The sequence below is a fragment of the Vreelandella janggokensis genome (genome assembly GCF_031451615.1).
GTDB classification, from domain to species: Bacteria; Pseudomonadota; Gammaproteobacteria; order Pseudomonadales; family Halomonadaceae; genus Vreelandella; species Vreelandella janggokensis.
Map to the genome: position 1 here is coordinate 876,287 of NZ_JARWAJ010000001.1, position 14,323 is coordinate 890,609.

At 56.9% G+C, this 14,323-nt stretch carries 11 protein-coding genes; 3 read left to right on the forward strand and 8 right to left on the reverse strand.

Going from position 1 to position 14,323, the window contains the following annotated elements; all coding sequences use genetic code 11:
• Window positions 1-17 precede the first annotated feature (17 nt).
• From QC816_RS03970 to QC816_RS03990, 5 genes are read right to left on the reverse strand one after another with little or no spacing between them, the layout of a single operon-like run.
• Entirely contained in the window at window positions 18-287 is a 270-nt protein-coding gene (locus tag QC816_RS03970) for a K+/H+ antiporter subunit F (RefSeq protein WP_309781077.1), read from the reverse strand.
• Complete coding sequence (locus QC816_RS03975; RefSeq protein WP_066317673.1) at window positions 281-778, reverse strand: Na+/H+ antiporter subunit E; 498 nt, start codon at window positions 776-778, stop codon at window positions 281-283. Before QC816_RS03975 ends, QC816_RS03970 begins: the two co-directional genes overlap by 7 nt.
• Entirely contained in the window at window positions 775-2,286 is a 1,512-nt protein-coding gene (locus tag QC816_RS03980) for a monovalent cation/H+ antiporter subunit D (RefSeq protein WP_264823313.1), read from the reverse strand. Before QC816_RS03980 ends, QC816_RS03975 begins: the two co-directional genes overlap by 4 nt.
• Entirely contained in the window at window positions 2,283-2,615 is a 333-nt protein-coding gene (locus QC816_RS03985; protein ID WP_085917935.1) for a Na+/H+ antiporter subunit C, read from the reverse strand. Before QC816_RS03985 ends, QC816_RS03980 begins: the two co-directional genes overlap by 4 nt.
• The gene (locus QC816_RS03990) at window positions 2,615-5,452 is read right to left on the reverse strand and encodes a monovalent cation/H+ antiporter subunit A (RefSeq protein WP_309781078.1); all 2,838 of its coding nucleotides are present in this window, start codon (window positions 5,450-5,452) and stop codon (window positions 2,615-2,617) included. The genes QC816_RS03985 and QC816_RS03990 overlap by 1 nt, the downstream gene beginning before the upstream one ends.
• Window positions 5,453-5,619: 167 nt before the next feature.
• On the opposite strand from QC816_RS03990, the gene QC816_RS03995 reads away from it, so the two are divergent.
• From QC816_RS03995 to QC816_RS04005, 3 genes are all read left to right on the forward strand, one after another.
• The gene (locus tag QC816_RS03995) at window positions 5,620-6,489 is read left to right on the forward strand and encodes an ion transporter (RefSeq protein WP_268901503.1); all 870 of its coding nucleotides are present in this window, start codon (window positions 5,620-5,622) and stop codon (window positions 6,487-6,489) included.
• Window positions 6,490-6,809: 320 nt separating this feature from the next.
• Complete coding sequence (leuA, locus tag QC816_RS04000; protein WP_085917938.1) at window positions 6,810-8,516, forward strand: 2-isopropylmalate synthase; 1,707 nt, start codon at window positions 6,810-6,812, stop codon at window positions 8,514-8,516.
• A gap of 31 nt (window positions 8,517-8,547) precedes the next feature.
• On the forward strand, window positions 8,548-9,669 hold the full coding sequence (locus QC816_RS04005; RefSeq protein WP_309781080.1) for a hypothetical protein: 1,122 nt from the start codon (window positions 8,548-8,550) through the stop codon (window positions 9,667-9,669).
• A gap of 73 nt (window positions 9,670-9,742) precedes the next feature.
• On the opposite strand, the gene QC816_RS04010 is transcribed toward QC816_RS04005, so the two are convergent.
• The 3 genes from QC816_RS04010 to atzF form a co-directional block, all read right to left on the reverse strand.
• On the reverse strand, window positions 9,743-11,821 hold the full coding sequence (locus QC816_RS04010) for a pyrroloquinoline quinone-dependent dehydrogenase (RefSeq protein ID WP_309781082.1): 2,079 nt from the start codon (window positions 11,819-11,821) through the stop codon (window positions 9,743-9,745).
• 10 nt (window positions 11,822-11,831) lie between these two features.
• A complete protein-coding gene (locus QC816_RS04015) occupies window positions 11,832-12,197 on the reverse strand; it encodes a hypothetical protein (protein WP_264823310.1) in 366 nt (121 codons plus the stop codon).
• A gap of 245 nt (window positions 12,198-12,442) precedes the next feature.
• Entirely contained in the window at window positions 12,443-14,266 is a 1,824-nt protein-coding gene (gene atzF, locus QC816_RS04020; RefSeq protein WP_309781083.1) for an allophanate hydrolase, read from the reverse strand.
• Window positions 14,267-14,323: the final 57 nt, after the last annotated feature.

Below are 14,323 nucleotides of genomic sequence, written 5' to 3' on the forward strand. Positions count from 1 at the left end.
CAAGAGGGTGACCGGGTTCATTCGATAATGTCCCCGCGTAATATGTATTTGCACACCGCTACCGTGCTGATAAAGCCCAGCATGGCGATGAGCAGCGCCGACTCGAAATAGGTCTTGCTGTTCAGCCACAGGCCGAGTAGTACAATCAGCGCGATGGAGTTGACGTACATGGTGTCCAGCGCCAGTACTCGATCCGGTAAATCGGGGCCAAGGGTCAGCCGATAGAGGTTCATCAGCAGTGCCATCACCACCAACGCCAGGGTGATATAAAGTGCGATGCTTAGCATTCGTAAATCTCCTTGAGCGGGCGTTCGTAGCGCTCCCGAATCTGCTCAATCAGGGCCTCTTCGTCTGTTTCGTTAAGGGCATGAATAAGCAGCGATTTACCGTCCATACGCAGGTTGGCGGAGACCGTACCCGGCGTCAGGCTGATGGTGCTGGCAAGCAGCGTGATGGTGAAACGCTCTTCCAGCATCAGAGGGTATTCGACAAAATGGGGATTTAATTTTCGCCATGGGTTGGCGATCAGATAAGCCACTTCAAAGTTGGCAGTGATGATGTCACCAAGCACGCGCAGCACAAATCGCAGCAGCAACAGCGGCTTTTTGATACGCGGTCGGGCATCCCAAAAGCGGTTGGTGAGTAAGGGGATGATAATGGCCAGTGCGCCACCCAAGACGATATGCCCGGGCGCCACACTGCGCACCAGGAGCAGCCATACGAAAAGCAGCAACAATGAAAAAACCGGGGTCGGCAGCCAGGCGCGGGATCGAATCATTGGGGGCCTCCAGCGTCATTGATCAACGTATCAATTACCAGGCTTGGGTTGGCCAATTGTTCAGCGGCGGCCTGGGTATAGTTGCTAACGGGACCGGCAAACACGACCAATAGCAGCGAGCTACTCAACAGCCACGCCATGCCAAACCACTGGCAACGGGGCAGTGGGCGACCACTCAGATGACCACGATGGCTGCGCCAGAACAGGGTTGACCCTGCCCGCGAGAGCGCAATGAGCGATGCCAGACCTGCCAGCAGGACGAGCGTCCAAAGCCAAAGTCGTTGGCTGCCTTCCGCGGCGTTGAGCATTAGCGCTTTGCCGAAAGCGCCCGAGAGAGGGGGTAAGCCAGCCACTGCTATCGCCCCGATGAAGAACGCCAACGCCAGAGCCGAGCCTTGTACCATGGGGCGACCCTTGACGAGTCGCGTACCCGGTTTGCCACGTTGCAGGCCGATCATCTCAGCCAACAAGAACAGGCCGCCGGTAATCAGCGTTGTGTGAATCAAGTAGTAAAGCAGTGCCGAGGTGGCTTCAGGCGTGCGCATTCCGACACCCGCAAGCAGTGTGCCGACGGAAATCAACACCAGATAGGCAATGAGCAGGCGCAAATCCCGAGCGGCCAGCACGCCTATGCCCGCGGCGGCCAGCGTCGCTAATGAAAGCCACCAGACCCAGGGTTGCTCGAGGGCTTGCAGATTACCTGCCTGGTCGCCAAAGATGAGACTGTAGACACGCAAAATGGAATAGATGCCGACCTTGGTCATTACCGCAAACAGGGCGGCCACCGGTGCAGGGGCCGCCGCGTAGGCGCGGGGTAACCAGAAGTACAGCGGTAAAATGGCCGCTTTCAGCCCGAATACCACCAGTAGCATCAAGGCGCCAGCCACCACCAATCCTTCGCGTTCATCGGGGAGCTCGGCCATACGCGAGGCCATATCCGCCATGTTCAGCGTGCCGGTTGCCCCGTAGAGAATGCCCACGCCAATCAGGAACAGCGAAGACCCCGCCAGATTGAGTACCACGTAATGAACACTGGACTGAATGCGCGCCTTGCCGCCGCCGTGAAGCAGCAGGGCATAGGAGGCCAGGAGCAGCACTTCAAAGAAGACGAAGAGGTTAAACAGGTCTCCGGTTAAAAAAGCACCGTTGATGCCCATCAACTGCCATTGGAAGAGACCATGAAAGTTGCTGCCTTTTTCATCATCACCGCCGCAGGCAAAGACGACAGCCCCGACGGCCAGGAGGGCGGTCACCAGCAACATGAGCGCCGACAGACGATCGAGCACCAGCGCAATGCCAAACGGAGGCTGCCAATCGCCGAGGGCGTAATAGGTAACCTCTCCACTGGCGGCTTGGTTCAGCAGTCCAATGGCAACGAAGAGCAGCGCAAACGTTGCGACCACACTGACGACGCGTTTGTAACGAACCATTCCCTGGCGTTGGTAGAGTAACAAGATACCCGCGATTAATGGCACAACGACAGGTAAAACAATCAAATGCTGGGTCATTCGCGGTCTTCCTTTTTGCCGTCTACGTGGTCATTCCCTACTTCACTTCGCGCGCGCATCGCCAGAATGACCACAAAGGCGGTCATCGCAAACCCGATCACGATGGCCGTTAACACCAGCGCCTGGGGAAGCGGGTCAGCGAAGCCATTGCCTTCATTGACCAGTGCGGCGCCATCAGTGGTCAGCCCGCCCATCGAAAATAGAAATAAATTGACGGCGTAGGAGAGCAGAGTCAGGCCGACCACCACAGGGAAGGTTCGCCCACGCAGAGTCAGGTAAAGTCCGGAGGCGGTGAGCACGCCAGTGGTCATCGCGTAGAGCAGTTCCATTAGCGAGGCTCCTTGCTGGTGGGGGTGGCGGACGTCTCAGCATTTTTTTCGGTTTTTTCGGTCACTGGGCGATGGGCAGTGGTCACTTTGCCCAGGTTGGCGAGGATCATGAGCGTGGCACCGACCACTGCCAGATAAACGCCCAGGTCGAAAAGTAGCGCCGTCGCCAACTCAAATTCACCGACAACGGGTAGGGTGAAGTAGCCAAACGACGATGTCAGGAACGGATAGCCGAATAGCCAACTGCCAAGCCCTGTCAGCGTCGCGACCGCGACGCCCATGATGGCCACGGGCTGGAAGGGGAAGTCGAGGCGTTCCTGCGCCCATTCCACGCCTCGGGCCATATACAGCAGAATCAACGCAACAGCAGTAATCAAGCCGGCGATGAAGCCACCGCCAGGCTGGTTGTGACCACGCAGGAAGATAAACGCTGATACCAGCAATGCCAGCGGTAGTATCGTCATGGAAACAGAGGTCAAAATGGCCGGATAGCGGTCCGGTGACCATACCCGGCCTTCGCCATCACTGTGAGGCATAAACAGGCGCAAGCGGTTGAGTAGCTTGAATATCGCAAGGCCTGCAAGGGCAAGCACGGTAATTTCGCCTAGCGTATCGAAGCCCCGGAAGTCGACGAGGATGACGTTGACCACGTTGTAGCCTCCACCGCCGGGTTTGCTGTTTTCGACAAAAAAATTGGAGATCGACAGCGTTTCCCGGGTCAATACCGCATAGTTGAGGCTGGCAATCACCAGCCCCAGCGACCCAGCCAGCAGAATATCGCGGACGTTGCGCAGCGGGCTTGATTCCTGAGGTGTTTTCTGCGGCAGGAAGAACAACGCCAGCATCAGCAGAATCATGGTCACCACTTCCACGGATAGCTGGGTCAGTGCTAAGTCCGGCGCAGAAAAACGTGCAAAGGTGAGGGCCACAAATAAACCAACAATCGATAGCATGAGCAATGAAATCAAACGGTACCGGTGGGTAGCCGCGGTTGCGATGCCGCCAAAGATAAGCATTACCGCGCCTAGAATGACCACACCGTCGATCGGCTGGTTGCCCGCTGCCCCCGTTAAATCGGTGACCTGGACCAGGCCGATTAGCCCCATCACAAAGGCAGCGGATAGCAACAGCGTCATGTAGCGCTGTAATGAATTACCCTCGAATGCAGTGAGGAGTTGTTCAGCACGATAGCCCATCGTTACCACAAAGCGCTCAAACACCCGCCGGGCATCAACGCTTTCGAACTGTCGGGTGAACAGGCGCATGTCTCTGTGGCGCCAATAGAGGACGGTGCCGATCAACAATGCCGCAACACTCATCAACAGTGGCAGGTTGACGCCATGCCAGATCGCCAGTTTGAAATCCAGCGGACGCTGGAGTACCGCTTGGGTGGCAAGGTCGAGCAGGTGTGTGGCAGTGAGGGCGGGCAGCAGACCGATCACGACGCACAGCACTACAAGAATTTCCACGGGTAAACGCATCAGGTGTGGCGGTTCGTGGGGCGATTTAGGCGGTGCCTCGCGGGCTGGCTTGAAGAAAACCGCATGTACAAGGCGCAGCGAGTAAGCCACAGAGAGAATGCCCCCCAGCGTGGCAAGGGCAGGCAGTAACCAGCTCAAGCCACCCAGTACCGGGGTTTTCAGGGTTTCAGTAAAGAACATCTCTTTTGAAAGAAAGCCGTTGAACAGCGGCACACCCGCCATGGCGGCGGCGGCAAGTGTGGTCAACAGTGCGGTTACCGGCATGGCTTTTTTCAGGCCACCCAGTTGCTTGAGTTCACGTGTTCCTGTCTCGTGGTCAATAATGCCAGCGCTCATGAACAGCGCCGCTTTGAAGGTGGCATGATTGAGAATGTGAAAAAGAGCCGCCAGGACAGCCATTGGACTGCCGATGCCCAACAGTACCGTGATCAGCCCCAAATGGCTGACCGTGGAAAAGGCCAGAATGCCTTTCAAGTCGGTTTTGAATAGCGCAAACCAGGCCCCGTAAAGCAGCGTGGCGGTGCCCACGAGCGATACAACGACGGTCCACAGCTCACTGTCGGCAATTGCCGGGTGTAGCCTTGCCATGAGGAAAATGCCGGCCTTCACCATCGTGGCCGAATGCAGGTAGGCCGAAACCGGTGTAGGAGCGGCCATCGCATGAGGGAGCCAAAAATGAAACGGAAACTGAGCTGACTTGGTAAAAGCACCGAGTAAAACCAGGCCGAGCATCAGCGGATAACGCGAGTCGGCGATGATCCTGTCGCTACTGGCCAGAACGTCTCCCATGCTGAAACTGCCTGCCATATCCCCCAGCAACAGAAGCCCTGCCAACAGCGCCAAGCCGCCAGCGCCCGTCACGGTGAGTGCCATTCTTGCGCCTTTACGCGCATCCGATTGGTGCGACCAGAAGCCGATCAATAAAAACGATGAAAGGCTGGTGAGCTCCCAGAATAGCCACAGCAGGATGAGGTTGTCGGACATTGAAATACCGACCATGGAGGCCATGAACAGCATCAGGAAGGCGTAAAAACGACCGACGGGTTCGTCACTTGCCAGATAAAAGTGAGCGTAGAGCAGTATCAACAGCCCGATGCCCATGATTAAAATATTAAACAGCAGCGACAGGCCGTCCAGGCGTAGTGCCAGTTCCAGGTTGAGTTCTGGCAGCCAGCCAACGGCGAAGCGTAGTGCTTCGCCTTCCAGTAGTGCGGGTATCTGCATCAAGGTTAGCAGCAGGGCAATAGCCGGCAGCAGGGCGGTTGCCAACGAGCAGACCATGCGGCTGCGTTGATCGTTGAGGGCCGGCACCAAGACGCCTAGTAACGGTAGTAAGGCTATCCACAGCAGTGTCATGGGAGTCATCCAGCGCAAAAATCAAAAAAAGCCCACGGCCCGCCATCGTAAACGTGTCGGCTGAGGCATCGGAGACCGCAAATTAAACAAGAGGATATCACTTGTAGTGGCATTGTGAAGTTTTAGTATAAAGTGACGCCGTCCACCCAAGCGAGCCAATTGACCCTATGAATCAACCTTTCGACACATGGCAGCAGCGTTTCGAAACCCTGCGTTCGAACAAATTTTTTGAAGCCTTTGTGATCGCGATTATCGTCATCTCCGCGCTGGTGATCGGCGCTAAAACCTACGAAGAGGAGACGTCGCGCTTTGAACAATGGCTTCTCTATCTCGACCTGGCCATCACGGTTTTTTTCCTGGTAGAGATCCTCATCAGGATAGCGGCTGAAGGAAGCCTGATACGCTTTTTCAGACGAGGATGGAACGTCTTTGATTTCGTTATCGTGACCGCCAGCCTGATCCCCATGGACGACTCCGAGATGGTCCTGCTGGCGCGACTGCTGCGTATTTTCCGCGTGCTGCGCCTTGTCTCGATGATTCCCGAGCTGCAGATGCTGCTTTCAGCCCTGGTGAAGTCTATTCCGCGTATGGGCTACGTGGTGTTGTTAATGTTCATTATCTTCTACATCTACGCCGCCATTGGCAGCTTCCTGTTTGCCGACGTCGACAGCTTCTTGTGGGGCAATATATCCATTTCGATGCTGACGTTGTTTCGTATCGCCACCTTTGAAGACTGGACGGATATTCTTTATGCCACCCAGGAGGTTTATGCCTGGAGCTGGATTTACTACCTGACGTTTATCTTTCTGACCGCGTTTATTTTCCTCAACATGATGATTGGCATCGTACTGGACGTCATGCAGAAAGAGAGCGCCGCGCTCGATGTTTTGACCAATGGAGAAGATGTCGATGAGACGCACGCGCTGCGCAACGAAGTCAGTGAAATGCGCAGCCAGCTAGACCGAATGGAGGCAGCCCTATCAGGGCAGAGGGCTGACAATGCGCGCACGGATATTGACAAAAACCGCCAAGACTGATTTTCTAGACGTATGAATACATCCATGAACACCTTTGCACTAGACCTACGACTACTAAGCGCCCGTCTCTGAATATCAGGGTCGGGCAGTGCTGCTGGCATTGTCGTTGGTTTTCTTAGTGGTGAGGTAGACATGGTTACAAACACTGGAATTATTGAATCAATTCAATTTGTAGGGTGCCGCTCTTTTATAATCGTGCGCCCGACAAATCCTTATGATCTGCGCCCCATGGCCTTTACTGGCGATGGGGCGTTTTTCGTTGGCACGCCCGCCGTCCATCCAATCGAATACTTTCACCCTACTTGCCCAGGAGAACCGTCATGATGTTGTCTGATCCCGCCAAAAAATACCGCCAGTTTGTTGCGGTGGACCTGCCTGACCGCCAATGGCCCAGCCAGCGGATTGAAACACCGCCGATCTGGTGCAGTGTTGACCTGCGGGATGGCAATCAGTCATTGATTGACCCGATGGATCATGAGCGCAAACAGCGCTTGTTCGACATGCTGCTGAAGGTCGGCTTCAAACAGATCGAAGTCGGCTTTCCCTCAGCTTCGCAAACCGATTTTGACTTTGTCCGCACGCTGATCGAACAAGACAAGATCCCGGAAGATGTGACCATTCAAGTGCTGACCCAGGCGCGCCCGCACTTGATTGAGCGCACCTTCGAAGCCTTGAAAGGCGCCAAAAACGCGATCGTGCACGTTTACAACGCCACCGATCCGATGTTCCGCCGTGTGGTGTTCAACGTGGATAAAGCCGAATGCGTGAATATTGCCACCGAGGCCACGGCGCAAATTCGCGACCAAATGAAGGCAGCGCCTGAAACCAACTGGACCTTCCAGTACTCGCCCGAGCTCTTTACCACGACAGAGATGGATTTTGCCGTCGAAATTGTCGAAGCGGTCATGGAAACCTTCGGGCCCAGCGCCGACAACCGGATGATCGTCAACCTGCCGGCAACGGTTGAAGTCGCCACGCCGAATAACTACGCGGACCAGATCGAGTGGTTCTGCCGCAACGTCAAAAATCGTGACCATTTGATTGTCAGCGTGCATCCCCATAATGACCGGGGTACCGGTGTGGCTGCCGCTGAGTTGACGCTGATGGCGGGAGCTGACCGCGTTGAAGGCACCTTGTTCGGCAATGGTGAGCGCACGGGTAACGTCGATATCGTCACCCTCGCCATGAACATGTACACCCAAGGGGTTCATCCGCAGCTCGATTTCTCCAATATCACCCCGGTCATGCGCGAAGTGGAGTACTGCAACCAGTTGCCGGTGCATCCACGCCATCCTTACGTGGGTGATTTGGTGTTTACCGCTTTCTCCGGTTCCCACCAGGATGCGATCAAGAAAGGCATGCTTGACCGTCGCGCCAATCCTGAGGCGGTTTGGGATGTGCCCTATCTGCCTATCGACCCGCTTGATGTAGGTCGTAGTTACGAGGCGGTGATTCGGGTTAACAGCCAGTCCGGTAAAGGTGGGGTGTCGTACCTGCTGGAGCAGGAGCACGGTATCGAGCTGCCGCGTCGGCTTTCCATCGAGTTCAGCCAGGTGGTGCAGGAAGTGGCCGACCGGACCGGTAAAGAGATTACCTCTCAGATGATTTACCAGGCTTTTGCCGATGAGTATCTGGAGCAACGTTCACCCTTTGCGCTGGTCAACCATCGTTTATCGTCGGAGCCAGATAGCCCCAAAGTAACGCTGGACGCCGTGGTCGAGCAGGATGGCGAGCGTCAAACGCTCAATGGCGAGGGTAACGGGCCGCTCGCAGCGTTTGTAAAAGCGCTGGCTGCTGCCGGGCATGATGTGGAAATTATCGACTACCATGAGCACTCCCGTGGCCAGGGTGCCGATGCAGAGGCCATTGCCTATGTGGAAGTCCGCATCGACGGCAAGGCGGTATTCGGTGTCGGTAACGACGAAAGCATTACCAGCGCCTCGATGAAAGGCGTGCTTAGCGCGATCAATCGCCACCATTCGACCCAACCCGCAGCGGCAAACGTGACGGCTGCGTCGTTGGCCTAATCCACCGATGTCCAATTGAATGAGACAGGCAATGTTGCGGCCCTGGCAGCTTATCGTGTTCGCCGCCATTGTGGTAGCCGGGGTCGCATCAGCCGTGGCTTCCCATGAGCCGTTTGAGTCCAAATTGGTCCGCCTGGAAGCTCAGCGGGCGCTGCCTGCAATTGGGTCAATACTTCGGCAGGAAACGCCGGCGCTCAACGCGACTTTCTTAAGCTACTCACATGATCAGGCGCTCTGGATGAGCGCCTATCTTGCGCTGATGCGCCATGGTGATGTGGCCCGAGGGGTGCTCATCGACTATGGTCATTTGCCGAAATTCCAGAGCGTATTGGTCCGTTACGGGGCAGACGTGGTTCTCCCTATCAACTACTTTCATGATAACGATATTGCCACGTTAAGTGCCCAACACTGGTTTGACGAGCGCTACCAACAAGTTAGCCGCTTGTGGAACGACGAAACCGAGGCAGTGTCGAGCGAGCTTACCCCCTACCGCCGCGGGCAAATGGGTATTGCGCTACTCGACACCAATGGTCACGGGCTACTCAATCAATTCGTGGTGGGTGACGAGGGAGACGTTGAGTGGCTGCAAGGCGAGCGGCTGGTCTCGGGGGTTGGCGATTTCTTTACCAGCGGTCTGCGTGATCTTGAAAGCCAGTGGCGGCGGGGCGACGCCATTGGCGCCGCCGATCTAGGCTGGGCGGGTATCGATCTACTGGTCATGGCCAGCACCGTTAAGGTGCTGCGAGCAGGCAAGGCCGCTCGTGCTGCCCAGTTGGGCAGCGTGGAAGCCCAGGGCGCTCGGGCTGGCTTGCGCCAGGGGATGGTTGCTTCAGGCGGGCGTTTTGCGAGCCTACCGCGTATGGCCAAGGTTGTCGCGGTCGCAGGTACCGCCTATGTGGTGGTTCGCCACCCAAGCCTCGTCAGCGCACTCGGTGCCAACCTGTCTACCTGGCTTGGCTGGCCGGTATGGTTGGGGCAGTTTCTTGTCTGGCTAATCGTGCTGCTACCGGTACTGATAGTGGTGCGATTTGCTTATCGCTGGCTGCTTACACCTATGCTGTGGCTGTTAGTGCCGTTGATGCGGTTATGTTTTAGAACAGCTAACCATGCGTTAGCCAAGCGGACTCAACGGCAAGCCGAGGAGACTGACTAAGGAGATGGGGTTTAACATAAGCGGGGCGGCCTTAAGGCCGCCCCGTTGGTTTTTTATGGGTCAATCGCAAGCGTTATTCCGGCAGGGCGTAGACCGTAATTTGGTCGCCCACCTGATCTTTCAGGATGGTGTTACCGCCTGAAACAAAGGCGACATATTCGCGCCCCTTGTATTCATACACCGCCGGGTTTGAGACTGAAGGCGCTTCGGTCTGAGACGACCAAAGCTCTTCGCCGGTTTCCAGGGAGTAGGCACGCACCTTGGCATCCATGGAGGCACCGATAAAGATAACGTCGCCCGCCGTAACGGCTGGTCCACCAATGGTGGGCGAGCCCCAGCTTTCGGGCATAAAGAAGCCATATTGCTGTGAAGCACCTACCGGGGTCCGCCACTTCACGTCGCCGGTCGTCATATCGAGAGCGACCAGTTCACCGAAAGGCGGCTCCCAGCAGGGCATGCCGAACCGGTTGAGCGCCACCTCAAGCCGCATGCCGTAGGGCGCACCTTCCTGCGGGGCAAAGCCGCTCTCGTTGCCCGATGTCCTATTGGCTGCCTCATAATCCTCGCGATTATAAAGCTTGATGTACTGCACAATATGCGAGGTATTGACGATCGCGGTCTGGCTTTCCGGGTCAAAAGCGACGCCGCCCCACTGAACACCACCCGCACTGATGGGGTAGCCAAGCGTGCCTTCGCCCTGGGTAGTGGGCGGGGTGTACATGCCTTCATAACTAAGATCGTCCCACAGCGCCGAGCACTCCCCGAAGCTGACCGCATCGGCCAGCGCCCAGACGTCGGGTTTCTCGGACTGATCTAACAGTGGAGCGGGTTTGGTCGGGAAAGGTTGAGTCGGTGCGTAGACTTCACCCTCGACGTTGCCGTCGCCGCTGGGCACTGGGCGCTCCTCAATCGGCCATACGTCTTCACCGGTTTCTCGGTTGACCACAAACAGAAAGCCCATTTTGGTCGCCTGAATCAGCGCCGGGATCTCCTCGCCATCAACGGTAATGTCCATCAGCGTGGGGGCGGCGTTAATATCGTAATCCCAGATGTCATGGTGAACCCACTGCCGCGACCAGACCACCTCGCCAGTCTCAATATCCAACGCGGTGGTCGATGTGCCCAGAGGTACTTCTTCGGTGCGGTTACCGCCCCAGTAGTTAGGCGATGGTGAAGAGACGGGTAAATAAACCAAACCAAGCTCTTCATCGGCGGACATATGCGTCCAGACGTTGGCGGTACCGCTCTGTTCGCGCGTCTCATCGCTGAGCGCCTGAAAGGTCCATTCGCGCTCGCCGGTGCGGGCATTGATTGAGTAGACGGTGCCGGGAGGGGCTTGTTCGTAGGCCCAGTCCTTTCCCGCCCAGCCGAGAATCAGATGGTCGCCCACCACGGTCGGCGGCTGAAGTAGGGATAACGGCCAGCGGTCATTGGTATCGTTCCACTGATTGACGTCGAGCACGCCGTTATCGGCAAAGTTGGTGCACTGTTCGCCGCTATCGGCGTCGACCGCGAAGAGCTGCGCATCCATGGTGCCCATGTAAATGATTTTCTGGCAGGGCTCGCCCGCTTCGGGGTCATCTGCTTCCCAATAAGCCACACCGCGGTTCTTAAGGGCGGGCTGGGTCAGTGCTTCAAGGGAGGATTGAGTATCGAAGCTCCATTTCTCTTCGCCGCTTGCGGGGTCAAGTGCCAGGATCCGGTAGAACGGTGTGCCGATATACAGCGTATCGTTGGCAAACACCGGGGTGGCAGACCAGACCGTCGCGGGTAAATCGCCTGTACCATCTGCTACATCGCCGGTATGCACTTCCCATGCTTTCTCCAACTCGCCGACGTTATCAGCGTTGATTTGATCAAGCGGGCTATATTTCTGGGCATTAAGCTGGCCGTGGAAACTATCCCAGATCGGCTCTCCGGGTACCAAGGGGATAGGGGCGGAGTTAGTCGTTTCTTCCGGTGAGGCGTTCTCTTGCTCTGCTGATGCTTGCTCCCCTGGCGCCTCTTGAGCCGTTGGCTGCTCCGTCTCTACTGACGGTTCCTGAGCCATTAGCGGCATGGGCGTTAGGCAAATTGTCAGAGCGGTAACCGCGCCTAAACCAGATGTAATGGGTTTAAATGGAGTGCTTGTGGCGGATAAAAAAGTCGTCATGAGCAGCTCCTTAAGAATGGGTGAGGCGTGCAGGGCGCGCCGGGCGGAAAAGATCAAGAACCAGGCCTATCAGGCCCACGACCATCGCAACGCCGATCCACCACTGATGGAGCAGCATTGCGGCGAAAAATGTCCCGCCGAGGCCTATCAGAATAAGTACCCGCAGGATAACGGACGCACCACGCCCTCTTGCAGCAGCAAGAAGTAGGGCCAATATTGCCAGCGCGATACAGGCCACGATGGCAACCAGTGCCCCGAGTGTTCCCGTGACCCCGGTCAGTGGGGTGAAGTAGGCATACAGAGCGACGGCAAGACCGGCGAGTGAGGCTATCAGAAGGACGATAGCGCCCGATTTTGATGAGAGGGATGACGACATAATGTGCTGGCCTCCTAATGAGTGAGGTAGCCAACATTGAGGCTAAGTCAATGTCGGAAGTCGTTAGCCCTATAACTTTAGCAGAAAACGATGCTTTTACGACCTTAGTAGGCCACTTTGAAGATGCTAAAAGACCCACTTTCGGCGCAATCACTTCTGCAAGTGCGCCGTTAGTGGACCTTGAATCATTGCCAACGACATTATGAACTAGAGGCTTTTGAGAACAGGTAAGCAGGTTGCTGGTCTTAGCCGGTCTGGGTTTTCAACCAACCGCGCCAGCCGCCAAATTCGGTGATGTCCTCTGCTTCGCCCCCTTCGTTGAGTGCCCCAGCGGTGCAGATAAAGCCGCACTTCCAGCTGCCGTCGGCAAGCTCCACCTGACCTAGACCCAGCGGAGCAGGAATGCCTGCTAAAAAGCTGCCCAGCGTCTCAATCGGCAAACGCCACACTTCCACTTCAATGGCCTGGCCGTTGGCGTCGCGCACCATCGCGGGGCGTTTGGGTGGCCCGCCTGCCAGAGCAAACAGCTTGTAGCGCGGCGCGCTATGAGTGCTGCTAATCAGCACACCACCGCGTTCAGTCAGTTGATGGTTTAACGGCAAGCCCTGCAGGTGTGCGCCGCACACGACCAGCTCCATGCTACCGTTCTGGGCATGGGTGAGTGGCGTCGCGAGCGCCGGATGGGCAACGCCAGTGGCACCTAACGGCAGCATTAAGCGGGCTTCGAGGGCGCGGCCCAGGGAGAGCAGTTTCAAATCGTCGAATACCGGCCCGAACAGCGTCACGCCCACCGGCAGGTCTTGCTTGGTAAAGCCAATGGGCACGGCCAGAGCGCTGTAGTCGAGGAGGTTCATAAAGTTGGTCCAGGTACCCAGGCGTGAATTCGCGCCAATGGGGTCCGTCGCCACCTCTGCCTTGGTGGGGTGGGTCACCGTGGTGGGGGAGAGCATTACATCCACCTGGCCGATTAATGCGTCGGCCTGGCGTTTATACTCGGCGAGCTTATAACGAGCATCAAAGGCGTCCACGGCCAGCGGCGTGGCACCACCCTGAGTAATCTGGAAAGTGACCGGATGCACCGCCTCTGGGTGGCTCTCCATCAAATCGCGAATCACATGGTAGCGCTCGGCTACCCAAGGGCCTTCATAAAGCAGGCGCGCTGCGGCCAGGAGGGGCGAACAGTCCAGCTCGACTTTTTCGCCGCCAAGCGCTTCAAGCTCGGCAACCGCCTGGTGCATGCCCTGGGTGTAAGCGCCATCGGTTTGCCACTGGGATTGCGGGGGTACCCCAAAGCGAAACGTAGCTGGTGCTTTACCATAGCGTTTACCGTGCAGGGTGAAGTTGTGTTCGCGGGACCAGGCGCACTGGTCGTCATAGGCGGCGGTGATGTCGAGCACTTTCGCCGCATCGTCGGCGGTAAGCGTAAACAGGCTGATCGTGTCGAGAGTCGCGCAGGCAGGTACCACGCCGCGGGTACTGAGTAGCCCCAAGCTGGGCTTAACACCGTATAAGTTATGAAAGCAGGCGGGGACGCGTCCGGAGCCTGCCGTATCCGTGCCCAGTGCAAAGCTCACCATACCCGCAGCGGTGACCACCGCCGAGCCGCTGCTGGAACCGCCGGTAATATAGTCGGGGTTGAAGGCATTGGCCGGTACCCCGTAGTCACTCAGGGCGCGCTCACCCACCAGGCCGGTGGCAAACTGATCCAGGTTGGTTTTACCCATGGGGATCGCGCCCGCATCGATCAGTTGCTGCACCACAAAGGCGTTTTCTGTGGGGGTATAAGCATAAGCGGGACTGCCCGCCGTTGTTGGAATACCCGCCAGGTCGATGTTGTCCTTCATCGCAAAGGGAATGCCGTAAAGCGGCAATGTTTCCGGCGACTCGCCTTCCAGGCGCTTTAAATAGGGTTCCAACTGCTCACGGTTCAAGCGAGTAATCCAGGCGGGCTCGCTGCCATGGATGTCGGCTTGCGCAAGCAGCGCGTCGATTAATGTTGCAGGGGTGAGCTTACCCTGCTTGTAGGCGGCAAGGAGGTTTTGGATATCGAGTGCTAGGCGCTGTGTCATAAGGAAAATCCTGTCGTTATAAACCGTGGCGGAAGGCTCTAAAGCGCTGTTCGTGGG